The sequence below is a fragment of the Enterobacter sp. MGH 24 genome (assembly GCF_000493015.1).
Taxonomy (GTDB): Bacteria; Pseudomonadota; Gammaproteobacteria; order Enterobacterales; family Enterobacteriaceae; genus Enterobacter.
Map to the genome: position 1 here is coordinate 82,019 of NZ_KI535657.1, position 23,778 is coordinate 105,796.

The 23,778-nt window shown below is 57.2% G+C and carries 23 protein-coding genes; 10 read left to right on the plus strand and 13 right to left on the minus strand.

What is annotated here, in order from left to right; translation table 11 throughout:
• Positions 1-2 precede the first annotated feature (2 nt).
• Complete coding sequence (locus tag L370_RS21320; protein WP_014171111.1) at positions 3-200, plus strand: YpfN family protein; 198 nt, start codon at positions 3-5, stop codon at positions 198-200.
• A gap of 91 nt (positions 201-291) precedes the next feature.
• Here the strand turns inward: L370_RS21320 and ypfH are convergent, their stop codons facing one another.
• From ypfH to dapA, 6 genes are all read right to left on the minus strand, one after another.
• Complete coding sequence (gene ypfH / locus L370_RS21315) at positions 292-987, minus strand: esterase (protein WP_023332982.1); 696 nt, start codon at positions 985-987, stop codon at positions 292-294.
• A gap of 73 nt (positions 988-1,060) precedes the next feature.
• Positions 1,061-3,007: a tRNA(Met) cytidine acetyltransferase TmcA gene (locus L370_RS21310; RefSeq protein WP_023332983.1), complete on the minus strand. Its 1,947-nt coding sequence runs from the start codon at positions 3,005-3,007 to the stop codon at positions 1,061-1,063.
• The gene (locus tag L370_RS21305; protein ID WP_023332984.1) at positions 3,007-3,876 is read right to left on the minus strand and encodes a KPN_02809 family neutral zinc metallopeptidase; all 870 of its coding nucleotides are present in this window, start codon (positions 3,874-3,876) and stop codon (positions 3,007-3,009) included. Before L370_RS21305 ends, L370_RS21310 begins: the two co-directional genes overlap by 1 nt.
• Before the next feature lie 120 nt (positions 3,877-3,996).
• A complete protein-coding gene (gene purC, locus L370_RS21300; RefSeq protein WP_023332985.1) occupies positions 3,997-4,710 on the minus strand; it encodes a phosphoribosylaminoimidazolesuccinocarboxamide synthase in 714 nt (237 codons plus the stop codon).
• 109 nt (positions 4,711-4,819) lie between these two features.
• A complete protein-coding gene (gene bamC / locus L370_RS21295) occupies positions 4,820-5,854 on the minus strand; it encodes an outer membrane protein assembly factor BamC (RefSeq protein WP_023332986.1) in 1,035 nt (344 codons plus the stop codon).
• 16 nt (positions 5,855-5,870) lie between these two features.
• The gene (dapA, locus tag L370_RS21290) at positions 5,871-6,749 is read right to left on the minus strand and encodes a 4-hydroxy-tetrahydrodipicolinate synthase (protein WP_023308757.1); all 879 of its coding nucleotides are present in this window, start codon (positions 6,747-6,749) and stop codon (positions 5,871-5,873) included.
• A 145-nt stretch (positions 6,750-6,894) separates the two neighbouring features.
• Between dapA and L370_RS21285 the strand changes: the two genes are divergently transcribed.
• Both L370_RS21285 and bcp read left to right on the plus strand, forming a co-directional pair.
• The gene (locus L370_RS21285) at positions 6,895-7,464 is read left to right on the plus strand and encodes a glycine cleavage system transcriptional repressor (protein ID WP_023332987.1); all 570 of its coding nucleotides are present in this window, start codon (positions 6,895-6,897) and stop codon (positions 7,462-7,464) included.
• Entirely contained in the window at positions 7,464-7,934 is a 471-nt protein-coding gene (bcp, locus tag L370_RS21280) for a thioredoxin-dependent thiol peroxidase (protein WP_023332988.1), read from the plus strand. The genes L370_RS21285 and bcp overlap by 1 nt, the downstream gene beginning before the upstream one ends.
• 83 nt (positions 7,935-8,017) lie before the next feature.
• Here the strand turns inward: bcp and L370_RS21275 are convergent, their stop codons facing one another.
• The gene (locus L370_RS21275; RefSeq protein ID WP_023332989.1) at positions 8,018-9,082 is read right to left on the minus strand and encodes an AI-2E family transporter; all 1,065 of its coding nucleotides are present in this window, start codon (positions 9,080-9,082) and stop codon (positions 8,018-8,020) included.
• A 221-nt stretch (positions 9,083-9,303) separates the two neighbouring features.
• Between L370_RS21275 and bepA the strand changes: the two genes are divergently transcribed.
• Both bepA and arsC read left to right on the plus strand, forming a co-directional pair.
• Positions 9,304-10,767 (plus strand): beta-barrel assembly-enhancing protease, encoded by a 1,464-nt coding sequence (bepA, locus tag L370_RS21270; RefSeq protein WP_023332990.1) that lies wholly within the window; start codon positions 9,304-9,306, stop codon positions 10,765-10,767.
• 18 nt (positions 10,768-10,785) lie between these two features.
• A complete protein-coding gene (gene arsC / locus L370_RS21265) occupies positions 10,786-11,142 on the plus strand; it encodes an arsenate reductase (glutaredoxin) (RefSeq protein WP_023308762.1) in 357 nt (118 codons plus the stop codon).
• Here the strand turns inward: arsC and L370_RS21260 are convergent.
• Complete coding sequence (locus L370_RS21260) at positions 11,139-11,963, minus strand: helix-turn-helix domain-containing protein (protein WP_023332991.1); 825 nt, start codon at positions 11,961-11,963, stop codon at positions 11,139-11,141. The genes arsC and L370_RS21260 overlap by 4 nt on opposite strands.
• Positions 11,964-12,109: 146 nt before the next feature.
• Between L370_RS21260 and celB the strand changes: the two genes are divergently transcribed.
• The 3 genes from celB to L370_RS21245 are packed head-to-tail and all read left to right on the plus strand — an operon-like array spanning position 12,110 to position 15,807.
• Positions 12,110-13,429, plus strand: a complete 1,320-nt coding sequence (celB, locus tag L370_RS21255) for a PTS cellobiose transporter subunit IIC (protein ID WP_023332992.1) — start codon at positions 12,110-12,112, stop codon at positions 13,427-13,429.
• 3 nt (positions 13,430-13,432) lie between these two features.
• On the plus strand, positions 13,433-14,389 hold the full coding sequence (locus tag L370_RS21250) for a N(4)-(beta-N-acetylglucosaminyl)-L-asparaginase (RefSeq protein ID WP_023332993.1): 957 nt from the start codon (positions 13,433-13,435) through the stop codon (positions 14,387-14,389).
• The gene (locus L370_RS21245) at positions 14,389-15,807 is read left to right on the plus strand and encodes a leucyl aminopeptidase family protein (protein WP_023332994.1); all 1,419 of its coding nucleotides are present in this window, start codon (positions 14,389-14,391) and stop codon (positions 15,805-15,807) included. The genes L370_RS21250 and L370_RS21245 overlap by 1 nt, the downstream gene beginning before the upstream one ends.
• A gap of 68 nt (positions 15,808-15,875) precedes the next feature.
• Here L370_RS21245 and L370_RS21240 read toward each other — a convergent pair whose 3' ends face one another.
• The 5 genes from L370_RS21240 to L370_RS21220 form a co-directional block, all read right to left on the minus strand.
• Complete coding sequence (locus L370_RS21240) at positions 15,876-17,033, minus strand: DDE-type integrase/transposase/recombinase (RefSeq protein WP_023332995.1); 1,158 nt, start codon at positions 17,031-17,033, stop codon at positions 15,876-15,878.
• Between the two features lie 158 nt (positions 17,034-17,191).
• Positions 17,192-17,893, minus strand: a complete 702-nt coding sequence (locus tag L370_RS21235) for a DnaA inactivator Hda (RefSeq protein ID WP_211438414.1) — start codon at positions 17,891-17,893, stop codon at positions 17,192-17,194.
• Positions 17,894-17,989: 96 nt separating this feature from the next.
• Positions 17,990-19,279: a uracil permease gene (gene uraA, locus L370_RS21230; protein WP_023332996.1), complete on the minus strand. Its 1,290-nt coding sequence runs from the start codon at positions 19,277-19,279 to the stop codon at positions 17,990-17,992.
• 83 nt (positions 19,280-19,362) lie between these two features.
• Positions 19,363-19,989 (minus strand): uracil phosphoribosyltransferase, encoded by a 627-nt coding sequence (upp, locus tag L370_RS21225; RefSeq protein WP_023308769.1) that lies wholly within the window; start codon positions 19,987-19,989, stop codon positions 19,363-19,365.
• A 216-nt stretch (positions 19,990-20,205) separates the two neighbouring features.
• Positions 20,206-21,636 (minus strand): 6-phospho-beta-glucosidase, encoded by a 1,431-nt coding sequence (locus L370_RS21220; protein WP_023332997.1) that lies wholly within the window; start codon positions 21,634-21,636, stop codon positions 20,206-20,208.
• Between the two features lie 266 nt (positions 21,637-21,902).
• Here L370_RS21220 and purM point away from each other — a divergent pair, with 266 nt between their 5' ends.
• Positions 21,903-22,940 (plus strand): phosphoribosylformylglycinamidine cyclo-ligase, encoded by a 1,038-nt coding sequence (purM, locus tag L370_RS21215; RefSeq protein WP_008501643.1) that lies wholly within the window; start codon positions 21,903-21,905, stop codon positions 22,938-22,940.
• Positions 22,937-23,578: a phosphoribosylglycinamide formyltransferase gene (purN, locus tag L370_RS21210; RefSeq protein WP_023332998.1), complete on the plus strand. Its 642-nt coding sequence runs from the start codon at positions 22,937-22,939 to the stop codon at positions 23,576-23,578. Before purM ends, purN begins: the two co-directional genes overlap by 4 nt.
• Positions 23,579-23,778 lie beyond the last annotated feature (200 nt).

Sequence of the window (23,778 nt, forward strand, 5' to 3'; positions counted from 1 at the left end):
GAATGGATTGGCTTTCAAAATACTGGTGGATTCTGGTGTTAGTTTTTCTGGTTGGCGTTTTGCTTAACGTGATTAAAGATCTGAAGCGCGTTGACCATAAAAAGTTTCTCGCCAACAAACCGGATCTTCCCCCGCACCGTGATTTTAACGACAAGTGGGACGATGACGACGACTGGCCGAAGAAGGATCAGAAGAAGTAATCCCCTCACCCCCAACCCCTCTCCCCGGAGGGGCGAGGGGGGCCATGTTCCCTCTCCCCTCCGGGGAGAGGGTCAGGGTGAGGGGGAAACCTCACATAAACTCTACAATATCATCGTTATCCGGCTTACCGCCGCTGAGCGCTTCATCAAAGTAGTGCTTCGGTACGGTATAGCGCAAACGATCGAGCGCGAACTGCATGCTACGGTCGTCAATCGCGTGCCCCAGATCGTCAACGATATCCAGCGTCACGTCTCCACCTTCGCGAATCAGGGCTTCCTGAGCGGCAACCGCATGCGAGAGCTCAATCACCCGGTCTTCACCACCGTGGATCAGGTGGATCGTGGTCTGCGTGGTCGCGCTTGTCGGTAACGTCGCAAAACGGCCGTTAAACGCGATGACGCGTGACGCCAGACCCGGCTGCGCTTTAACGCTTTCCAGCGACATGATTGACCCCTGCGAGAAGCCAATCAGCGCGGTCGCATCGGCTCCCACACCGCTCTGCTGCTGCCAGTAGCGGACGACGTCGATAAAGATGGGCATGATGGCGTCGATGCGGGCCTGACGGTTCGCTTCCGTTACGCCCTGAACCGAGAACCACTGGCGCCCGTTCGGACCACATGGCTCTACGCCACCGATGCTGACAATCAGCGCTTCGGGGAAAACGGGCGCAAACCAGCTGCCAATCTGCCCCATATTGACGGCATTATCGCCAACGCCATGAAACAGAAGCAGTAACTGTTTAGCCGGTTTGTCAGGGCTTTGAACAACAAAATGGTCATGTTTCATGGTGGTCTCCTTAATAGATGACCTGGATTCTACGCCTCCCGACGTGAATGACCATGCCACTTTACTGAAGAAGTCATTGAAAAAATTGCCATTGCAAAATCTCTTCCTTCAACTGCTGGCAGCGCGGATAGTCAAGACTTTCAATCGCTTGTGCGGTTTCACTCCGCAACGTTGCCAGCAATGCTTTTCGCCCGATGTCTTCCGCTTTTCCTGCCATTTTCCCCCGCAGGGCCGGGAGCGGCATATCAACGGTGAGCAACAACCGCGTCAGCGCGGCAACCGAGGTTGAAAACGCCCGATGCGCAAATGCAAACCCCGCCAGCTCCAGCCAGTCGTCATTATTAAGGGTAGCTTCCCAGCCATCCTCCACGGGGATCTTTTCACCGTTCCAGGCCGATAACACCCGTACATCGCGCTTCAGACGCCGCTGCGCCTGCTCACACAGTTGACGCCCTGCCTCACTCTGCGGCAGCAAGGCCATCGCGGTGTAGCAGCCGCTGCTGGCTTCACGATGGCTGCCCATCCGCACCAGTACAAACCCACACTGCTGCCAGAAGCGCCAAAGCTCATCGGTATAACCAAAGCTCACCGACAGATAATCTTCGCCGCTGGCGCTGCGAACAAGCGCCTGGCCAATCCCTTCCCGCTGACGGTGAGGATGTACGGCAATGCGGGTCACTCGTCGTCCTCTGAGCGTCGCCGCCAGCGGAGAGCCGCCGTGCGCCGCCAGAGACTGCGCCACCAGGTTACCGCGCGGACGCCGGTACCCTGCCCACACGGCGCGGCTAAGCTCGGGGGACAGCCCCCCCTCCTCTACCAGCCAGAGCGCCCCGGCGATAACCGGGTTCGTTTCGGCAACGACAAACTGCTGCCCGGGCGCGTCCATCATGCGGCGTAAATCGAGCGGCGAGGTGCGATAATGCGCCGCACAGAGGAGCTCGTATACGCTCGCGACAAGCGCCGGGCGGCTTTCCCATGCCGTCGGCGTCAGGGACGTTAAACGCACCTCTCCATCCGGGCGGCGGTCGATCAGCGTATCGTCAAACAGCAGCGCGCTGGCGACAACCCGCTCAAGCGGGCAGCCCGCAGCCCAGCGGACCGGTGTAGATAAACTGTAGCGCTGCAGCCCGGCAAACCGACCGCAGAATTTAAGCAAGAATCCCCGGCCCGTCCCTTCATATCCCTGCACCGTGGTGGTCAACAGCACGCGAGGGAAGCGGACAACTAACTTTTCCAGCAGCGGACCGGGGATCGCAGCGGCTTCATCGACAATCAGCCAGTCAGCCTGGCGTGAAGAGGCAAGCAGCGCGTCCGGGGCCATAAAATGAAAACGCTCTCCGGCAAAGCGGGCGATGATATCCGTCGCCCCCTTCGACGGGGCGGTGACCACGGCGCTGCCGGCAATGCGGTTCAGCAACATGCCCGCCAGGGCTGATTTTCCGCGCCCGCGCGCGGCGGTGACGGCCACGATGCCCTCCGCCATCCCCAGCAGCACATTCAGGATCTCGGCCTGCTCGCGCTGCGGGGCGCCGCTGGCAGGCTGCCAGTCAGGCGCGTCGGGTAAAGGCGGAAGGGATAACGCACGGCCCTGAAGCCAGACAATCGCGTCGGGATTGGCGGCAATCGTCCGGCAGAAATGGTGTACAAAATGCGGCGTGGCTATCGCTTCGGCGCTGTCGCTCCAGCGCAGCGAATCGCTGTCTGGCAACCCGGACCACGCGTCGAGCAGCGGAACCCGCAGCACCAGAAGGCTTCCGGCGCTCAGCGTTCCGCTCAGGGCGGCAAACGCGGCGACATCAAACCCGGCGCTGGCGTCAAAAACGGCATGCCGGAACTCGCGTCCCAGCAGGCCGCTGATGGCTTTTGAAGGATGTTCGTCAAGCCTTACCCAGTCTCCAGGCAATGCGTCGCGCAGGGCAAGCGCCTGGCTTAACGTCCACTGTGCATCACCGCTGAGCACCACCAGCCGACGATGGCCGGTGCGCTCAAGCTCGCGTATCAGCTGTTCAAACTCCAGCATTACATCGCTTTGCCGAAGGTATTACACTGCGCCGGATCGCCGCTGTCGAAGCCGCGTTTAAACCAGGTGTACCGCTGCTGTGAGGTACCGTGAGTGAAGCTGTCCGGCACGACGCGCCCCTGGCTCTGCTGCTGAAGGCGGTCGTCACCGATAGCCTGAGCGGCATTTAACGCCTCCTCAAGATCGCCGGATTCCAGCACGCCCTGCTGCTGCATGCTGTGGCCCCAGACGCCCGCGAAGCAGTCTGCCTGCAGCTCCATTTTAACGGAAAGGCGGTTCACTTCCGCCTGAGAGGCATTTTGCTGAAGCTGGCGCACTTTTGGCTCAATCCCCAGCAGCTTTTGCACGTGATGGCCAACTTCATGCGCGATCACGTAGCCCTGGGCAAAATCACCGTCAGCGCCAAGCTTGCGTTTCATGTCATCGTAAAAAGAGAGATCGATATAGACGGTGCCGTCTGCCGGGCAGTAAAACGGCCCCATTACAGATTGCCCGGTACCGCATCCGGTGCGGGTTGCCCCCCGGTACATCACCAGCTTCGGCTGCTGGTAGGTACGCCCCATCTTCTCAAACAGCTGACTCCAGGTGTCTTCTGTTGTGGCGAGAATAACGGAGGTAAATTTGGCCGCTTCATCTTCATTCGGGCTAATGGAGTGCTGAGATTGCTGCTGCTGTTGCAGCGGCTGACCGGTCATTAAACCGGTGAGATCGACACCATAATACCCCGCGACCAGCACAACAATCAGCAGGATTATCCCGCCTTTGCCGCTGGGTAACCGGAAGCCGGGCCCCCCCATTGAAGGACCGCCGCCGCCATCACTGCGTCTGTCTTCTACATTGTCACTTTCACGACGCCCTTGCCAGCGCATAACCACCTCGAACTATTCCATTTATAATAGCTATGATCGTAGGCGGTTAACGGCAAGATTACCATAGGAAACAAAGGTAAGACGCCAAAGGATGGGAACATCCTTTGGCAAGTGAGGGAGTTAGTCGAGCTTAACGCCTAAACGGTGAGCAACCGCTTCGTACGCTTCAATCAGGCCACCCAGGCTCTGACGGAAACGGTCTTTGTCCATTTTATCCAGGGTTTCTTTATCCCACAGGCGGCTACCGTCCGGTGAGAACTCATCGCCCAGCACCACTTCGCCTTTGAACAGACCAAACTCCAGCTTGAAATCGACGAGGATCAGGCCCGCGTCATCAAACAGTTTTTTCAGCACGTCGTTGGCTTTGTAGGTCAGCTCCTGCATGCGCGCCAGGTTCTCTTTACTCACCCAGCCGAAGGTTTCGCAGTAGGATTCGTTGACCATCGGGTCGTGCATGGCATCGTTTTTCAGGAACAGGTCGAACAGCGGTGGATTCAGTTCGATACCTTCTTCAATGCCGAGACGCTTCACCAGGGAGCCCGCCGCACGGTTACGAATAACGCACTCAACCGGAACCATATCCAGTTTTTTCACCAGACATTCCGTATCGGACAGCAACGCTTCCATCTGGGTCGGGATACCCGCTTCGGCCAGTTTGGTCATAATGAAGTGGTTGAACTTGTTGTTCACCATGCCTTTACGATCGAACTGCTCAATGCGCGCGCCATCCCCTGCTGACGTATCATTGCGGAACTCGAGCACCAACAGATCCGGGTTTTCCGTGCTGTATACGGTCTTCGCTTTGCCACGATACAACTCAGCTTGCTTCTGCATCTTCATTACTCCTGGTGTGATGATTTGTGTTCAAAACTGGGGATATTATGCCACGCACACGTTTGCGTGGCACTAAAATAAAAAGGGCTGGATTCACCAGCCCTCGTATTTATTTGCTGAATGCTGCCTGGAAGACAGCGACCAGCGCATCGTTCTGCGACTGGGTCAGCGTGTGACCTTTTGGATCGATAAACTGCAGACTGCTGCGGTTATCCAGGTCGCCTACCTGAATCTTGTAGTCACCGGAGGCAAGCTGAGGATCTTTCGCGCCCAGTTCCTGCCATGCGCTGTCGGAGAGCGGCTTATACGTTGCCGTCATGCTGCCGGTCGAACGCGTACTGTCGGTCACTTTCATGCCCACTTTTTCCAGCGTCGCTGGCAGGCGCTGCCAGGTCTGGTTAAACGGAGCACGAACCACCAGCATTGGCAGGCCGGTATCATCCGCTCCGCTTTGCACATCGAAGGTCGCGCCGTTGCGGCTCTGCGCGGCGTTGGCGGCATCGGTAGCGGTCTTATCCAGACCCGCGGCAATCACGTTCAGCATTTCGGTGCTGTAACGCTGCAGGGACGCGGCATCCGCAACCGGTTTACCCGCCTGCTCCAGGTTCAACAGCTTAACGTTAACCGCCTGCTGGTAACCCTGTGGTTTTACGGAGACTTGATAGCGACCGCGGTACTGCTGGTCTTCATCCAGACGGTTCCATTCGATCCAGTCGGTGGTTAACGTCTGGCTGGCGTCATCGCGTTTATCGATGGTGTAGTTCTTCGACTGAATAACGCTGACAACCTGCGGCCACAGCGTGGTACCGCGCGCGCTCTCAACCATCAGAGACGCCGTATCACCGGTAAACTGGGTACGCGCCCCGCTGACCAGCGCCAGAGGCTGTGCTGGCGGACGAATATCAAGCGCTTTACCGACCAGGCCGGTGCCGTTGGTCACGGGAATATTATAATCGCCGTTCTGAATCGGCAGGATCATACCAGCCGGTGCGTGAAGTTCAGCAAGCGGGGTCGCATCCAGATAGGATTCATCACCGCTCACCTGGCGCTTGTAGCGCGAGTCTGAACTACAGGCAGCGAGCAGCATAACAAGCGAAACACTCGCAACCTTCGCCAGGCGCGACTTCTGTACTGAATAAGCCATCAAATCTCCCTAAACTCTACAGCAAACCGGCATGCTTCAGCGCCGCCCTGACGATGTCACGACCATGGTCGGTAATCGGTGTCATTGGCAGACGCAGCGTGTCGGATGCTACAAGTCCCAACTCCTTACATGCCCATTTCACTGGGATCGGATTGGGTTCGACAAATAATTTATTGTGCAGCGGCATCAGACGCTGATTAATAACACGCGCTTCATCAAAGTGGCCGGCTGCGGCCAGTTTGCACATTTCAGCCATATCGCGCGCCGCAACGTTTGCCGTTACGGAGATCACGCCATGGCCACCGAGCTGCATAAAGTCCAGCGCGGTCGCATCATCACCACTCAACAGGATAAAGTCGTCTGAAACCAGCTCTTTGATCTGATGAACGCGGCTTAAGTTCCCTGTCGCCTCTTTAATACCGATAATATTTTTTACTTCCGAGAGACGACCAACGGTTTCCGGCAGCATATCGCAACCGGTACGGGACGGCACATTATACAGAATTTGTGGCAAGTCAGTATGTTCAGCGATGGCTTTGAAGTGCTGGAACAAACCTTCCTGAGTAGGACGGTTGTAATATGGGGTCACCGTCAGACAGCCAACGATGCCGCTGTCGTTAAAACGTTTGGTCAGGCTGATAGCTTCTGCGGTTGCATTAGCCCCTGTCCCCGCGATGACCGGAATACGTCCGTCCGCCAGTTCCAGGGTCAGCATCACCACATCGCCGTGCTCGTCGTGGCTCAGCGTTGCGGATTCACCGGTAGTCCCTACCGAAACGATCGCCGAGGTTCCGTTGGCGACATGGTAATCAATGAGCTTCTTCATGCTTGACCGGCAGACATTACCTTTTTCATCCATCGGTGTAACAAGCGCGACAATACTTCCCGTGAACATGAGCCATCCTCTGTGCGAACAAGAGCCTCAATGTTACGTTTGGAACTGTAATAAAAGCAAGCGACCTGAGGCTCTCAGGCGGTTGTATGCATGTTTTTTTTATGCTTTCCTTAGGAAGACTTAACCATGCAAAGGAAGAACAGGTTTGACAACCTCATCACAACATTACCTGGTTATCACTGCGCTGGGTGCCGACAGGCCGGGTATCGTGAACACCATCACCCGCCACGTAAGCAGCTGCGGCTGTAATATCGAAGACAGCCGTCTGGCCATGCTTGGCGAAGAGTTCACATTTATTATGTTGCTTTCCGGGACATGGAACGCCATTACGTTGATTGAATCGACCCTGCCGCTGAAGGGGGCCGAACTGGATTTGCTGATTGTCATGAAGCGAACCACCGCGCGTCCTCGTCCGGCGCTGCCTTCTACCGTCTGGGTGCAGGTTGAAGTACCTGATTCTCCGCATCTGATTGAGCGTTTCACGGCGCTTTTTGACAGCCATCAGATGAATATTGCCGAACTGGTTTCCCGCACGCAGACAAGCGATGACAAGGGTCTTCCGGTGCTGTTTATTCAAATTACCGCGCACAGCCCTGCCTCACAGGATGCGTCAAATATCGAGCAAGCGTTCAAAGCCCTCTGTACAGAATTAAACGCGCAGGGCAGTATAAGCGTCGTCAATTATTCGCAGCACGAACAGGATGGAGTTGAGTAATGAACCCACTGAAAGCCGGTGACATCGCACCGAAATTTAGCTTACCGGATCAAGACGGCGAGCAAGTAAATTTGACCGACTTCCAGGGACAGCGTGTTCTGGTCTATTTCTACCCAAAAGCCATGACCCCCGGCTGCACCGTACAGGCCTGCGGCTTACGCGACAACATGGACGAGTTGAAAAAAGTCGGCGTGGAAGTGCTGGGTATCAGCACGGATAAACCAGAAAAGCTGTCACGATTTGCTGAAAAAGAGCTGCTGAACTTCACGCTGCTGTCTGATGAAGACCATCAGGTGTGCGAGCAGTTCGGGGTCTGGGGCGAGAAGACGTTTATGGGTAAAACCTACGACGGCATTCACCGCATCAGCTTCCTGATTGACGCTAACGGTAAAGTTGAACATGTGTTTGACGACTTCAAAACCAGCAACCACCACGACGTGGTGTTGAACTGGCTGAAACAAAGTGCCTGAAAGTGAGCGTCGGGTGGCGGCTTCGCCTTACCCGACCTACAAGGATAAGTAGGCCGGGTAAGCGCAGCGCCACCCGGCAAAACTTACTTATCTTCCACCGCCGGCACATCCGGCCACGCATGGACCACGGCTTTAATCAGCGTCGCCAGCGGAATCGCAAAGAACACGCCCCAGAACCCCCACAGCCCACCGAAAATCACCACGGATAAGATAATCACCAGCGGATGCAGGTTCACCGCTTCGGAGAACAGCACCGGCACCAGCAGGTTACCGTCCAGCCCCTGAATAATCAGGTACACCGCAAAGCAGCTCCAGAACTCGGTCCCCAGCCCAAACTGGAACAGCGCGACCCCAACCACCGGAATGGTCACCACAAACGCGCCGATGTACGGAATCAGGACCGACAGCCCCACCAGCACCGCCAGCAGCAGCGAGTAGTTCAGGCCGAAAATCAGGAAGCCAATCCAGGTGGCGACCCCCACGACAATCATCTCCAGCACCTTGCCGCGAATGTAGTTTGTGATCTGCTGGTTCATCTCTTCCCAGACCTGCCCAGCCAGCCCGCGGTTGCGCGGCAGAATACGGCGCACGGCGTTGAGCATCTGGTCTTTATCTTTCACCAGGAAGAAGACCATCAGCGGCACGAGAACAAGGTAAACCGCCAGCGTCAGCAGTCCGACCAGCGAGGCCAGAGAGTACTTCACCACCGAATCACCCATCGTCATGATGCGGGCGCGCATATTTTCGGCCATCGCGTCGATAATCCCGGCATCCATCAGGGCCGGGTAACGGCGCGGCAGCGTGGCGGCAAAATCAGAAAGCTTGTTCAGCATGCCGGGCATATCGCGGATCAGGTAGATCCCCTGCTGCCAGGCCACCGGCATCACCACAAAGGCCATTAGCAGCAGGATGCCGACAAACAGCACCAGGACAATGCTGGTCGCCCAGCGGCGGGAACAGCCGATATGCTCCAGGCGCGCCGTTGGCCACTCCAGCAGGTACGCCAGCACAATCGCCACCAGCAGGGGGGCGAGCAGACCGCTGAAGAAGAACAGAATGCCGAACCCGGCAACCAGAATAACCAACAAAGCAATGGCTTCCGGGTCGCTGAACCGACGCCGGTACCACTGCATTAACATTTCGAGCATACAACCCTTCCCTGAATCGAATGGCGGGAGTGAGACGGTGAATTGTATCTAACTGTCACAAAAAAGACTTTCGCTTTTTGTATCGCTGACACAATCCGCAAAAGCCTGCTGAATGGGATTTTCTTCATGCGGTAACACGGCTACACTCGCAGGGCAGCAGAGATGAACGATATGCCGGTTCATCGGTCAAATTAGCACATCCAACATACAGGACAGTGGTTATGTTCAGGCAGTTGAGAAAAACACTGGTTGCAACACTGATTGCCGCGGTGACGGTCGGTCAGGTGTTGCCCGCTTTTGCTGACTCGTCCGATACATTGCCGGACATGGGCACCACAGCAGGAAGCACGCTCTCTATTGGGCAAGAGATGCAAATGGGGGATTACTATGTTCGCCAGCTGCGCGGCAGCGCCCCGCTGATTAACGACCCTTTGCTGGTACAGTACATTAACGGGCTGGGGATGCGCCTGGTTTCGCACGCCGACTCGGTAAAAACGCCCTTCCATTTCTATTTAATCAATAATGACGAAATCAATGCCTTTGCCTTCTTTGGCGGTAACGTGGTGCTGCATTCGGCGTTATTCCGTTACTCTGACAACGAAAGCCAGCTGGCCTCGGTGATGGCGCACGAAATTTCGCACGTCACCCAGCGCCACCTGGCGCGTGCTATGGAAGATCAAAAGCGTAACGCTCCCCTCACCTGGGTGGGTGCGTTGGGCTCCATTCTGCTGGCGATGGCCAGTCCGCAGGCCGGGATGGCAGCCTTGACCGGTACGCTGGCGGGAACGCGCCAGGGGATGATCAGCTTTACCCAGCAAAACGAACAGGAAGCGGACCGCATCGGGATTCAGGTGCTGCAGCGCTCGGGCTTTGACCCGCAGGCCATGCCGAGCTTCCTGGAAAAACTGCTCGATCAGGCGCGCTACTCTTCTCGTCCACCGGAAATCCTGCTGACGCACCCATTACCTGAGAGCCGACTGTCAGACGCGCGCAACCGTGCCAACCAGATGCGCCCGGTCGTGGTCCAGTCTTCACAGGATTTCTACATGGCGAAAGTGAGAACGCTTGGGATGTACAATTCCGGGCGTAACCAGCTTACCAGCGATCTGCTGGATTCCCTGGCGAAAGGCAACGTGCGCGAGAAAAACGCCGCGCAGTATGGTCAGGCGCTCCAGGCGATGGAAGCCAGCAAATACGACGAGGCGCGTAAAGCGCTGCAGCCGCTTCTGGCGGCCGACCCGAATAACCCGTGGTACCTCGATCTGTCGACGGATATCGACCTTGGGCAGAAGAAAACGGCCGATGCGATTAACCGTCTGAAAGGGGCGAAAGACGTCCGTACCAATCCGGTGCTGCAGCTTAACCTGGCGAACGCTTACTTACAGGGCGGTCAGCCTGGCGAAGCGGCGACCATTTTGAACCGCTACACCTTTAATAATAAAGACGATCAAAACGGCTGGGATCTGCTCGCCCAGGCGGAAGCCCAGCTTGGCAACCGCGATCAGGAGCTGGCAGCGCGTGCCGAAGGTTTTGCCCTGGTGGGCCGCCTCGATCAGGCGATTTCCACGCTCAGCAGTGCCAGCGCGCAGGTCAAACTCGGCAGCCTCCAGCAGGCCCGTTACGACGCGCGTATCGATCAGCTGCGCGGCCTGCAGCAGCGCTTTAAGCCGTACGAGAAGATGTAATAAAGGAGAATTCACGTCATGACCGACGCCGTAAAAATCTATCACAACCCTCGCTGCTCCAAGAGCCGCGATACCCTGAGCCTGCTGAAGTCTAACGGCGTTGAGCCGGAGGTGGTGCTGTACCTCGACACTCCGCCGGACGCGCAAACCCTCCGCCAGCTTCTGCACATGCTGGGGATGGGCAGTGCGAGAGAGCTGATGCGCCAGAAAGAAGATCTGTATAAGTCGCTTAACCTGGATGACAGCCGCCTCACCGAGGCCGAGCTGATCCAGGCGATGGTTGAAAATCCAAAGCTGATTGAGCGCCCGATAGTGGTGGCGAACGGCCAGGCGCGCATTGGACGTCCGCCGGAAGACGTGCTCGAGATCCTCTAGTCCTTATGCCGCAGCGCTTCCAGAAAGGCCTGCGGCGTACTCTCTCCCAGCTTTTTCTGCGTTTTTCCCCGGTTGTAAAATTCGCACAGCTGGATCAACAGCTCCCCTGCCGGTTCACTGTTCAGACGTGGGATGATTTCACATAGCGGCAGATCAACCTGAACGGCGCGGTACTGCTGCGGATGCACTGTCACGGTGGTATTACGCTTCTCAAGCTTCACCTCAAAACCAAAAGTCTCAACAGATTGAATATCTGCCGGACAGGCTTCCAGCGCGTCGTTCGCCCAGCGGGCCAGCAGCTGCGCAGAAATGCCCGCGTACAGCCGGGCGTAGCACCAGCCGCTCACGGGCTCACGCGCCCAGAGCAGGTGCTGTTCCCCGCCATCGTCCATATGCAGAGACAGAGGCTGATGATGTAACTGGAGTTTTTGCGGCACGATGCCTGCCTTCAGCGCCTTTTTCCCCTGCAACGTCGCGCCCTTCTGCTTTACCGAAGCCGGTTTGAGGTAGCGGTTCAGGGTCGCGCGGGATACGGCGATCCCGAGTCCGTTGTTGACCATCTGCAGCAGCTCGTCCAGCGGGGCGCCAGTGATATCTCGCAGGACATTGACCAGCGCAACCTGCTCCTGTCTCAATGCTTTGTGTATCACTTTTGGCGTGGTGTGGTTATCCGAAACCTGATCGCGGTTGCGCCAGCGCCTGACGGTAGTGACCGAAATACCCAGCTCGGTGGCCAGCTCCCTGTCGCTTTTATCTGACTGCTGAAGATAGCGACGGATGCGCGGCGTCGTGGTGGCATTAGCATGCAGTTTAATTTCCATCGCAGGATCCTCAGAACCAATCTTGTGAGATTTATACTACACCAGCGATTGCTTTGTGACCGATTTCACCTTTCGCTCGCCACGCTTCACTGATAATCCCCAGACATAACACAAACAACACCCCTCAATCTTGTACGGAGTTCACAATGAACAATGTTCTGGGATTTCTTGAAGCAAAACTGATGCCGCTGGCGGCCAAAACGGCCCAGCAGCGTCATCTCGGGGCCATTCGCGGCGCCTACGTATCCTTCATGCCGTTTATCATCGTCGGCTCTATTCTGCTGGTGATCTCGTCGTTCCCGAATCAGGCCTATCAGCAGTTTATGTCTCAGGCCTTTGGTGAGAGCTGGAGCGCCATTATCGAAATCCCGTTCAACGCGGTGTTCTCCACGATGTCGCTGTTCATCAGCTTCCTGGTCGCCTTCCGCCTGGCGGAACACTACGGTGAGGATCGCATCTCCTGCGGCATCCTGGCGCTGGTCGCCTTCCTGATCCTCACGCCGTTTATTAAGGTGGCGGATAACGGCGGTATCACCGTCATTCCAGTGGAGTGGATTGGCAGTAAAGGGCTGTTCGTGGCGATGATCGGTTCCCTGCTGTGGACGGAGCTGTTCTGCTGGCTGAAGCGCAAAAAGCTGGTCATCAAAATGCCGGACGGCGTGCCGCCTGCGGTGCAGGAGTCGTTCGCCGCGCTGATCCCGGCCCTGCTGGTAATGATTCTGGTGCTGGGTATCCGCATCGTGTTTGAAAACACCCACTACAACACCATCCACCAGTTTATTTATGAAGTGGTTGCCACCCCGGTGCGCCACTACGGCACCTCTTATTTCGGGGCGCTGATGACGGTGTTCAGCATCACCATTCTGTGGTCAGTCGGCATTAACTCCGGTTCGATGATCAACGGCATCATTCGCCCGCTGTGGATGGAGAATCAGACCGACAACATCGCTGCGATTCAGGCAGGCTCGACGCCGCCGCAAATCATCACCGAACAGTTTTTTGACATGATCTGGATGGGCGGTGCGGGCGCCACGCTGTCGCTGGTGATTGCGATGCTGATTTTCGCCCGCAGCAAAAACATGCGCGAAGTGGCGCGCCTCGGCGCCGGGGCATCGGTGTTTAACATCAACGAACCGATCCTGTTTGGCCTGCCGGTGATCATGAACCCGATCATGCTTATCCCGTTCAACCTGGTGCCGCTGGTGCTGGTCACCGTGCAGTATGCGGCGATGAAGATTGGCGCGGTTGCCGTCACCACCGGGGTGTTTATTCCCTGGACGCTGCCGCCGGTTATCAGCGGCTTTATCGTCACCGGACACCTGAGCGGCAGCGTGATGCAGCTTCTCAACCTGCTGATTGGCGCCATGCTGTACCTGCCTTTCATGCGTATCCTGGATAAACAGTACCGCGCGGCGGAAATGGCCAGCGTTACGCAAACCGACACCACCCTTGCAAAACAGGAGTAAAGCATGTGGGGAATTATCGCGACCTGGCGAATGGCGCTTGAAGGCGTTACGGAGTCTGCATCAGCGCTGGCTGCGGGCAAACCTGTCGCTGCGGCGGTAGTCGATGCCGTCGCCGCCGTGGAGGACTTTCCGCTGTATAAATCCGTCGGCTACGGCGGGCTGCCCACAGAAAACGGCGAGGTTGAGCTGGACGCCGCCTTCATGGACGGCGATACGCTGGCGTTCGGCGCCGTGGGCAATCTGGTGGATATCGCCAACCCGGTGCGCGTGGCGCACGCGTTAAGCCGCCAGCGCTACAACAGCCTGCTGGTCGGCCAGGGCGCGCGGGAATGGGCGCTGAGCCAGGGCTTTGCCGACAAAACCATGCTCACGGATCGGGCCATGCAGCACTACCGCAAGCGCTGCCGGGAAACGCTGGATAAGGGCTTGAGCCCTTACGACGGACATGACACCGTCGGCATTATCGGCCTCGATAAACAGGGTTCAATGAGCGTTGCCACCTCCACCAGCGGCCTGTTCATGAAAAAGCGCGGCCGACTCGGGGATTCGCCCATTATCGGCTCCGGCTTTTACTGTGACAGCGAAACCGGCGCCGCCACCGCCACGGGCGTCGGTGAAGATCTGATGAAAGGCTGCACCAGCTACGAAATCGTCCGCCGCATGGCGCAGGGTATGACCCCGCAGCAGGCGGCCGATTCGGTAGTGTTCGAACTGGAAGACAAGCTGATGTCGCGCTTTGGCCGCGTGGGCGATCTCTCCGTGGTGTGCATGAATAACAGGGGCGAATTTGGTGCCGCCACCAACATCAAAACCTTTTCGTTCGTGGTGGCGACGGCTCGCCAGCCTCTCACCGTTTTTCGTACCGAACGCCTGCGGGAGAAAACGCATTATCACGCGGTAGACGATGCGTGGATGCAGGCCTATGCCGCGCGGATCCGCGCGCCGATTGAGGAGTCATGATGATTACGTATCAGTTTATCACCGCGCTTTCTGACGCGGCTCCACAAAGCCATTTGATTGCCTCCGCCTCCTGTACGCATTTGCCCGAAACGGCGCTTATCGCGGAAATGCGCGAGTCTGCCAGCATCGCTGACACCCGCTTTGGCTGCGCCCCGTTTGCCCGGATCACCCTGCTGCCCGATGCGCTCTGGCAGGATAGCCTGACCGAAGGGTTACTGGCGGCGCTGCGCCCGCTGCTGGCCTCGCCCGTCGGCCCCGAGCTGATACTGGACGTGACTGATATCGACGATGTGGTGCTGACGCAGGTGCTGCGTTTTCTCTTTAATCAGGCGCACAGGCTGAGCGATTTGCAGTTGAAAAAAACCTGTGACAGCGTCCGTCTTGAGCGCATCACCGCGCTCTGTTTACCCGAACAGCAGGACCGACTGGCGGTTATTTTCCGCCAGCAGCAGGTCATCGCCCACGGCATGGTCGCGGCGCGACGTCTGGCGGATATCCCGTCCGATCGCTGCACGCCGCAGTTTGTGGTGGAAGAGGCGCAAAGGCTCTGCGCCGCCTTCCCCGCCCTGCGCTGCGAAGTGCTGAACGAAAAGGCTATTGCTGAGCAGGGTCTGGGTCTGCTGCACGCCGTCGGCAAAGGGGCGACCTGCCCGCCACGTCTGCTGGCGATTCATTATGACGGTGCCAACGACAGTCCGGCGCGCTGCTATGTGGGAAAAGGCATTACCTTCGATACCGGCGGCCTGTGGCTGAAGGAAGGCGCGGGCATGTACACCATGAAATACGACATGTGCGGCGCGGCTAACGTCCTGGGCCTGATGCTGACCGTCGCAGAGCTGGCGCTGCCCGTACGCATCATGGGCGTGCTGGCGCTGGCGGAAAACGCCATCGGCCCGGACGCCATGCAGCCCGGCACGGTAGCAACGGCCTGCAACGGGATCACCGTTGAAATCAACAATACCGATGCCGAAGGCCGACTGGTACTGGCGGACGCCATCGCCTGGGCCAGCCAGCGCCATCCGCAGGCGCGCTATATCATTGATATGGCCACCTTAACCGGTGCGGTCGTGAAGGCGCTGGGGTATGAACTGAGCGGGCTGATGACCCAGGATGAACCGCTGCGCGCGGCGCTGACGCAGGCGGGCAAACGGAGCGGCGACGAGGTGTGGTCCCTGCCGCTGGATGCGCGGCTGAGAAAGCAAACCGACAGCGCGATTGCCGATCTGTGCAACACGCCGACCAACAACGCGGCGATCAGCGCGTCGGCGGCGTGGCTGCTGCACCACTTCTGCCCCCCGACCATTCCGTGGGCGCATCTGGATATCAGCGGGACGGCGCTGTGGCGTGAGAACGGCAGAAGCGTGGCATCGGGAAGACCGATTCCGCTGCTGGTGGAGCATCTGATGGACGATCTCTAGCCCGGTGGCGCTGCTGTATGACCGGATACATAGGTGACAGATCAGACCGGGAACATAGGTAACACTTTTTAGTCTATCCGGAGCACACTCTGGGTTTTTCGGTCGTAGTACGCAAGCGTTATTCCGTTAAAGATGATGGCCTCCAGGCCATCATCCTGTTCTTCCAGCATGATGTACTCATCAGTCAGCGCTTCACTCAGGAACACCGTCCCCTTTTTCCCCATATAAAGTGTCCCCCGCGATTTCACCCTGTAGACCGTACCGCCTTCCGGATACGCGTATTCAGGAACACTGCCATCCCAGTGCCGGTTCGAGGGTTTCCACACCGTTCCGGGCGTTGCACCCGCCAGGGCTTCATGCGGCCTTTCGTGGTTAAACTCCTCCCGGTAGTCACTGAACCACCGCTGTTGTTCTTCCATCGTCATGAAGGTGTTGCCCTGTTTCACCGCACTTTTCAGGGAGCGGTGCATTCGCTCATGACGGCCGTTTTCTTCCGGATGACCCTTTCTGATACGCTCCGGCCTGATGCCCAGCTTGATTAGCCAGACGGCAAGACGACTTAGTCCGCCTATCCCTGTTCCCGCGAAGGGCTGCCCGTTATCGGTTCTGAGCACTTCCGGCAGACCGTACTCCAGGAACGCATCCGTCAGGCACTGTCTGACGAAGGGCTCGCTCTCCCGGTCCGTTCCCCGGCAGCTCAGCAGATACCGGCTGTGATTGTCGGTCAGGGTGAAGGGATGGCAGTACTCTCTGCTCAGCAGCCTGAACTTGCCTTTAAAATCAGCGCTCCAGACCTGATTGTTCTCACTGATGATGGTCAGGGGCTGGCGATTGCCCGGGGTTCGGCGTTTTCGCTTTTTATCCGGAACCAGGCCTTCACGCTTGAGGATATCGCCGATAGTGCTGGCAGCAGGGACGGTAAAATCGACGTGATGATTGAGCAGCCACATCCGCAGTTTTTTCGGCCCCCAGTCAGGGTGTTTTTGCCTCAGAGCCGTAAGCTGCCCGGCGATATCATCAGGAACCGTCCGGGAGTGGGAATGCGGAGCACGCGACCGGTCAGAGAGAGATGACAGGTCAGAGGGGTCAAAACGCTGAAGCCATTTGTAACCGGTTTTTCGGCTGATGCCGAAGAGACGGCAGAGGGCTGAAAAAGAATCCGTACCTGCATGGCAGGCACGGATAAAATCAAGGCGTTGCATAGGTCGGGTCTCAGTCCAGGGCATAGCGAGTCTCCTCTTCTATGCCAGTTATAACTGTTACCCATGTATCCGGTCTAAAGTGTTACCCATGTTTCCGGTTCATACCCTACGCTTACCGGGCCTACAAAAACCGCCCGGCCCTTGTAGGCCCGGTAAGGCGTAGCCGCCACCGGGCAAAAAGCTCAAAGCTTGAGAATATCTTTCACAAACGGAATGGTCAGCTTGCGCTGGGCGGTAATAGAGGCGCGATCGAGCTGATCGAGCGTGTCGAAAAGCGTGCGCATTTCGCGATCCAGCCGCTTGAGCAGGAAGCGACCCACGTCCTCCGGCAGCTCAAACCCGCGCTGCTTTGCGCGCAGCTGTAACGCCTGAAGCTTATCTTCATCCGACAGCGGCTGAAGCTTGTAGATTTGTCCCCAGTCCAGACGAGACGCCAGGTCCGGCAGCCCCAGGTTCAGCTGGCGCGGCGGTCGATCGCCGGTAATCAGCAGCCGGGTTTTACCCGATTCCAGAATGCGGTTGTAAAGGTTAAAGATCGCCATTTCCCACGGCTCATCCCCCGCCACGCATTCGATATTATCGATGCAGACCAGTGAGAGATGTTCCATTCCCTCCAGCACCTCAGGCACGAACCAGGTACGTTTATCCAGCGGCACGTAGCCTACCGCATCACCGCGCGCTGAAAGCTCCGCGCAGGCAGCATGCAGAAGATGGCTGCGTCCCGCGCCTTCGCGTGACCAGATATAGATGTATCCGCTGTGATCCTGGCGCAGCACGTTTTGCAGTGCAGCCAGTAAAGAGGGGTTATCACCCGGCCAGAAACTTGCGAAAGTTTCGTCGTCAGGGAGATAGAGTGGCAGAGAGAGCTGTGCCGGTCCGTTCAGAAATACCTCAACCAGAGATCCTACGTAAAATCGGAATGGAGTTTAACACGGAACCTGCAAGGAGAGAACCGGGCGATCCCTCGCCCGGTAATACGATCAATGTGACACTTTTTCGCTGTCGTCCGCGTCAAGAATTTCTTCTTCCGGGCGGATGACCGAGATCAGCTTGAAGATCAGGCTCAGGCCCACGCCGACGATGGTCGCCAGCGCCATGCCCTTCAGCTCCGCTGCGCCGATGTGCACCTTCGCGCCGCTCACGCCGATGATCAGGATCACCGAGGTCAGGATCAGGTTCTGCGCCTTGCTGTAATCCACCTTGGATTCAATCAGCACGCGAATACCGGAGGCACCGATCACGCCGTACAGCAGCAGAGAAACGCCGCCCATCACCGGCACAGGAATGATCTGAATCGCTGCCGCCAGCTTGCCGACGCAGGAGAGCAGGATGGCGATGATCGCCGCGCCGCCGATAACCCAGGTACTGTAGACGCGGGTAATCGCCATCACGCCGATGTTTTCACCGTAGGTGGTGTTTGGCGTGGAGCCAAAGAAACCGGAGATGATGGTGGAGAAACCGTTCGCAAACATGGAGCGGTGCAGACCCGGGTCGCGGATTAAATCGCGCTTAACGATATTCGCCGTCACCACCAGGTGGCCGACGTGCTCCGCAATCACCACCAGCGCCGCAGGCAGAATGGTGAAGATCGCAAACCATTCAAAGCGTGGCGTATAGAAGGTTGGCAGGGCGAACCAGTGCGCCTGAGCAATCGGGGTGGTGTCCACCACGCCCATCGCGAAGGAGAGCGCATAGCCCGCCAGCACGCCGATCAGGATCGGGATAATCGCCATGAAGCCGCGGAACAGCACGGAGCCAAATACCGTCACGCCCAGCGTTACCAGCGAGATGATAATGGTTTTGGAATCCGGTGACTGGCCGTCAGCAGGCAGCAGACCGGCCATATTCGCCGCCACGCCCGCCAGCTCCAGACCGATGACCGCAACGATTGCGCCCATCGCCGCAGGCGGGAACATCACGTCCAGCCAGCCGGTACCGGCTTTCTTCACAATGAAGGAGACCACGCAGAACAGGACGCCGCACATGATAAACCCGCCCAGCGCCACTTCATAACCCAAAGGCAGCAGCAGCAGAACCGGCGAGATAAAGGCGAAGCTCGACCCTAGATACGCCGGGATTTTGCCTTTACAGATAAAGAGGTACAGCAGCGTACCAATGCCGTTGAACAGCAGCACGGTGGCTGGGTTAATGTGGAACAGGATTGGCACCAGCACGGTTGCGCCAAACATAGCGAACAGGTGCTGCAAACTAAGCGGGATAGTCTGTAAAAGCGGCGGTCTTTCACTCACCCCGATAGCACGGCGTGTCATAGTGTTTTCCTCTGTGTAGTATTGTTGGTGTTTTATTCAAAAAAAAGCCGACTATCAAAGTCGGCTTATTTATCGTTATTCGATTATTTCGTACCAAAGATCTTATCGCCGGCATCGCCGAGCCCCGGGATGATGTACCCGTGCTCGTTCAGGCCCTGGTCGATAGAGGCGGTATACAGCTCAACGTCCGGGTGCGCTTTTTCCAGCGCCGCGATCCCTTCCGGAGCGGCAACCAGTACCAGCACCTTAATGCTGTTACAGCCCGCGTTTTTCAGCAGGTCGATGGTCGCGATCATAGAACCACCGGTCGCGAGCATTGGGTCAACCACCAGCGCCATACGCTCGTCGATGTTAGACACCAGCTTCTGGAAGTAAGGAACTGGCTCAAGGGTTTCTTCGTTACGGTAGATCCCGACCACGCTGATACGCGCGCTTGGCACGTGCTCCAGCACGCCTTCCATCATGCCGAGACCGGCACGCAGGATTGGCACCACGGTAATTTTCTTACCTTTGATCTGCTCAACCTGCACCGGGCCGTTCCAGCCTTCGATGGTGACTTTTTCTGTTTCCAGATCAGAGGTCGCTTCGTAGGTCAGCAGGCTGCCGACTTCAGATGCCAGTTCGCGAAAACGCTTCGTGCTGATGTCATGCTCACGCATCAGGCCCAACTTGTGTTTAACGAGTGGGTGTTTCACTTCCACAATCTTCATTCTCTTTCTCCTCTGAGGTGGCGTCCGCAAAAAAATCGCGGGATTATACCGCTTTTTTCGGATTAGGCCATACCCATGTTGCTTGACGTACATCAATCAAAAACAAAAAAGCCGGAGGTTGGGCTCCGGCTTGGGTGCGGGGTTCTGCCGGGTGGCGCTAACGCTTACCCGGCCTACACGTCCCGTAGGCCCGGTAAGCGCAGCGCCACCGGGCAATTATAGCTGCTCGCCGTTGCTCGCAATCACCTGCTTATACCAGTCGAACGATTTCTTCTTACTGCGGTTCAGCGTGCCGTTCCCTTCATTATCTTTATCGACAAAGATAAAGCCGTAGCGTTTTTTCATTTCGCCCGTACCGGCAGACACCAGGTCGATACAGCCCCACGGGGTGTAGCCCATCAGATCCACGCCGTCTTCCACCACCGCTTTTTTCATCTCGCGAATGTGGGCGGCCAGGTAGTCAATACGGTACTGGTCGTTCACGGTGCCGTCGCTCTCCTGCACGTCGATCGCGCCAAAGCCGTTCTCAACGATGAACAGCGGCAGCTGGTAGTGATCCCAGAACCAGTTGAGGGAGTAGCGCAAACCCACCGGGTCAATCTGCCAGCCCCAGTCGGATTTCTGCACGTACGGGTTGGAGACCAGGCTCTTGCTTTCGTCGTAATCCAGCTGCGGGTTGTCCGCCGTCGCCTTGGTGGCGAAGGACATATAGTAGCTGAACCCGATGTAGTCTACGCAGCCCTGCGTCAGCGCCGCTTTATCTTCTTCGGTAATATCCAGCGCGAAGCCGCGACGTTCGAAGTAGTTGAGCAGATGCTGCGGGTACCTGCCGCGCACGTGCACGTCGGTGAACCAGTAGCGGCGGTGCATGGCGTTCATCGCCATCATCATATCGTCCGGCGCGCAGGTCAGCGGATAGATAGGACACATGGCAATCATGCAGCCGATCTGCAGCGACGGGTTAATCTCCCGCCCCGCCTTCACCGCCAGGGCGCTGGCCACCAACTCATAGTGCGCCGCCTGGAACATCACCGGCTCGCGGTCTTCACCCGGCGCGTACTTCAGCCCGGAGTTGGTGAACGGGGCAAAGTCTTCGTGGAAGTTGGCCTGGTTGTTGATCTCGTTAAAGGTCATCCAGTACTTCACTTTATGCTGATAGCGCTGGAACACCACTTTTGCAAAACGAACGAAGAAGTCGATCAGCTTACGGTTACGCCAGCCGCCGTATTCGGTGACCAGATGGAAAGGCATCTCGAAGTGAGAAAGCGTGATCACCGGTTCGATGCCGTACTTCAGGCACTCGTCGAACAGATCGTCATAGAATTTCAGGCCAGCCTCGTTAGGCTCAAGCTCGTCCCCTTTCGGGAAGATCCGCGTCCAGGCGATAGAGGTGCGGAAGCACTTGAACCCCATCTCGGCAAAGAGTTTGATGTCTTCTTTATAGCGGTGGTAGAAATCGATGGCTTCATGGTTAGGGTAATTTTTCCCGTCCAGCACGCCGTTGGTGATTTCACGCGGCACGCCGTGCGCGCCCGCGGTCATCACGTCGGCCACGCTCACGCCCTTGCCGCCCTCTTTCCAGCCGCCTTCCAGCTGATGCGCCGCAACGGCCCCGCCCCACAGAAAATCTGCTTTAAATCCTGACATTCGCTTTCCCTCATTCTGCGTTATTTTCTGCAAAAACAATTACAGAAACCGGTTTCAGTTCGATGATGTGCAAAGGGAATAACCGTTGCAAGCAGTTCTCAGAAACCGGTTTCATTTTCGTGAACAGAGTCAAGTTTGGCTGCATTCACGAGGTACACAGAAAAAAAGATCCCCACGTCCAGAATAGGCTCGCAAACGTTTGCCTGGACTGTTAGAATTGCGCCGATTTTTCTTACTAGCTATGCAATCGCGTGGGGATTTAAGCCGTGACCAACAAAACTTCTCTCAGCTACAAAGATGCCGGTGTTGATATTGACGCAGGTAATGCGCTGGTTGACCGAATCAAAGGTGTGGTGAAAAAAACCCGCCGCCCGGAAGTGATGGGTGGTCTGGGTGGCTTCGGCGCACTGTGCGCGCTGCCGCAAAAATATCGTGAACCTGTTCTGGTCTCGGGAACTGACGGTGTAGGCACTAAACTGCGCCTGGCGATGGATTTAAAGCGTCACGACACGATCGGTATCGATCTGGTCGCGATGTGCGTGAATGACCTGGTGGTTCAGGGCGCAGAGCCGCTGTTCTTCCTCGATTACTACGCAACCGGCAAACTGGACGTGGATACCGCTGCCAGCGTGATCAACGGCATCGCCGAAGGCTGCCTGCAGTCCGGCTGTGCGCTGGTCGGTGGTGAAACCGCGGAAATGCCGGGCATGTATCACGGCGAAGATTATGACGTCGCGGGCTTCTGCGTCGGCGTAGTAGAAAAATCAGAAATTATCGACGGCAGCAAAGTGGCCGATGGCGATGTGCTGATCGCACTGGCCTCCAGCGGCCCGCACTCCAACGGCTACTCCCTGGTGCGTAAAATTCTCGAAGTGAGCGGCTGTGACCCGCTGACGACCGAACTCGACGGTAAACCGCTGGCTGACCATCTGCTGGCCCCAACCCGCATCTACGTGAAAAACGTGCTTGAGCTTATCGAGAACGTCGACGTTCACGCTATCGCTCACCTGACCGGCGGCGGCTTCTGGGAAAACATCCCGCGCGTCCTGCCGGACAACACCCAGGCGGTGATCGACGAATCCTCATGGCAGTGGCCAGCCGTCTTTAACTGGCTGCAGACCGCAGGCAACGTGAGCTCTCACGAAATGTACCGCACCTTTAACTGCGGCGTGGGCATGGTTATCGCCCTGCCGGCAAGCGAAGCGGATAAAGCGGTTAAGCTGCTGACTGAAAAAGGTGAAAACGCGTGGAAAATCGGTACGATTAAAGCCTCCGATTCCGAACAGCGTGTGGTCATTGAATGAAAAACATCGTGGTGCTCATTTCCGGCAACGGAAGCAATTTGCAGGCCATCATAGACGCCTGCAAACAGAAGAAAATCAATGGCACCATTCGGGCAGTTTTCAGCAACAAGGCCGACGCGTTCGGCCTTGAGCGCGCGCGGGAAGCAAACATTCCTGCGCACGCGCTGGAAGCCAGCCAGTTCGCCGGGCGTGAAGCCTTTGACCGCGAACTGGTGCATGAGATTGACGCCTACGCACCGGACGTGGTCGTGCTGGCGGGCTATATGCGTATTCTGAGCCCGGCCTTCGTCGAACACTTCGCCGGACGTCTGCTGAATATTCACCCTTCCCTGCTGCCGAAATATCCCGGCCTGCACACCCATCGTCAGGTTCTGGAAAACGGCGATGAAGAGCACGGCACCTCCGTGCATTTCGTTACCGACGAGCTGGACGGCGGTCCGGTGATCCTGCAGGCCAAAGTCCCGGTCTTTGACGGCGACAGCGAAGACGACGTGACCGAACGCGTGCAGACCCAGGAACACGCCATTTACCCGCTGGTGGTCAGCTGGTTTGTAGACGGGCGTCTCGAGATGCGCGATGGCGCAGCCTGGCTGGACGGCGTGAAGTTACCCCCGCAGGGTCATGCGGCGGAAGAGTAGTTTGCTATGTCGGGTGGCGCTGCTGCGCTTACCCGACCTGTACATTGCATTACCCGATATCCCCTTCTCCAACCTTCTAAAATCCCCAATAAAAAAAATAACTGTCATACTTTTCTGGCACTGTTGGACATATCGTGGAAATGCTCGCCATAATAAGGACGAGACGGATTTACCACGTCCTGTGATTGAACTGGAGTGTG

What these genes read in the sequence shown, in the direction of transcription:
- L370_RS21305 (WP_023332984.1), bottom strand. Translation starts at nt 3,876, where the DNA reads ATGCGCTGGCAAGGGCGTCGTGAAAGTGACAATGTAGAAGACAGACGC.
- uraA (WP_023332996.1), bottom strand. Translation starts at nt 19,279, where the DNA reads ATGACACGCCGTGCTATCGGGGTGAGTGAAAGACCGCCGCTTTTACAG.
- bamC (WP_023332986.1), bottom strand. Translation starts at nt 5,854, where the DNA reads ATGGCTTATTCAGTACAGAAGTCGCGCCTGGCGAAGGTTGCGAGTGTT.
- dapA (WP_023308757.1), bottom strand. Translation starts at nt 6,749, where the DNA reads ATGTTCACGGGAAGTATTGTCGCGCTTGTTACACCGATGGATGAAAAA.
- celB (WP_023332992.1), top strand. Translation starts at nt 12,110, where the DNA reads ATGAACAATGTTCTGGGATTTCTTGAAGCAAAACTGATGCCGCTGGCG.
- purC (WP_023332985.1), bottom strand. Translation starts at nt 4,710, where the DNA reads ATGCAGAAGCAAGCTGAGTTGTATCGTGGCAAAGCGAAGACCGTATAC.
- L370_RS21245 (WP_023332994.1), top strand. Translation starts at nt 14,389, where the DNA reads ATGATTACGTATCAGTTTATCACCGCGCTTTCTGACGCGGCTCCACAA.
- L370_RS21320 (WP_014171111.1), top strand. Translation starts at nt 3, where the DNA reads ATGGATTGGCTTTCAAAATACTGGTGGATTCTGGTGTTAGTTTTTCTG.
- L370_RS21310 (WP_023332983.1), bottom strand. Translation starts at nt 3,007, where the DNA reads ATGCTGGAGTTTGAACAGCTGATACGCGAGCTTGAGCGCACCGGCCAT.
- purN (WP_023332998.1), top strand. Translation starts at nt 22,937, where the DNA reads ATGAAAAACATCGTGGTGCTCATTTCCGGCAACGGAAGCAATTTGCAG.
- L370_RS21220 (WP_023332997.1), bottom strand. Translation starts at nt 21,636, where the DNA reads ATGTCAGGATTTAAAGCAGATTTTCTGTGGGGCGGGGCCGTTGCGGCG.
- bcp (WP_023332988.1), top strand. Translation starts at nt 7,464, where the DNA reads ATGAACCCACTGAAAGCCGGTGACATCGCACCGAAATTTAGCTTACCG.
- L370_RS21275 (WP_023332989.1), bottom strand. Translation starts at nt 9,082, where the DNA reads ATGCTCGAAATGTTAATGCAGTGGTACCGGCGTCGGTTCAGCGACCCG.
- ypfH (WP_023332982.1), bottom strand. Translation starts at nt 987, where the DNA reads ATGAAACATGACCATTTTGTTGTTCAAAGCCCTGACAAACCGGCTAAA.
- L370_RS21250 (WP_023332993.1), top strand. Translation starts at nt 13,433, where the DNA reads ATGTGGGGAATTATCGCGACCTGGCGAATGGCGCTTGAAGGCGTTACG.
- bepA (WP_023332990.1), top strand. Translation starts at nt 9,304, where the DNA reads ATGTTCAGGCAGTTGAGAAAAACACTGGTTGCAACACTGATTGCCGCG.
- upp (WP_023308769.1), bottom strand. Translation starts at nt 19,989, where the DNA reads ATGAAGATTGTGGAAGTGAAACACCCACTCGTTAAACACAAGTTGGGC.
- L370_RS21260 (WP_023332991.1), bottom strand. Translation starts at nt 11,963, where the DNA reads ATGGAAATTAAACTGCATGCTAATGCCACCACGACGCCGCGCATCCGT.
- arsC (WP_023308762.1), top strand. Translation starts at nt 10,786, where the DNA reads ATGACCGACGCCGTAAAAATCTATCACAACCCTCGCTGCTCCAAGAGC.
- L370_RS21240 (WP_023332995.1), bottom strand. Translation starts at nt 17,033, where the DNA reads ATGCCCTGGACTGAGACCCGACCTATGCAACGCCTTGATTTTATCCGT.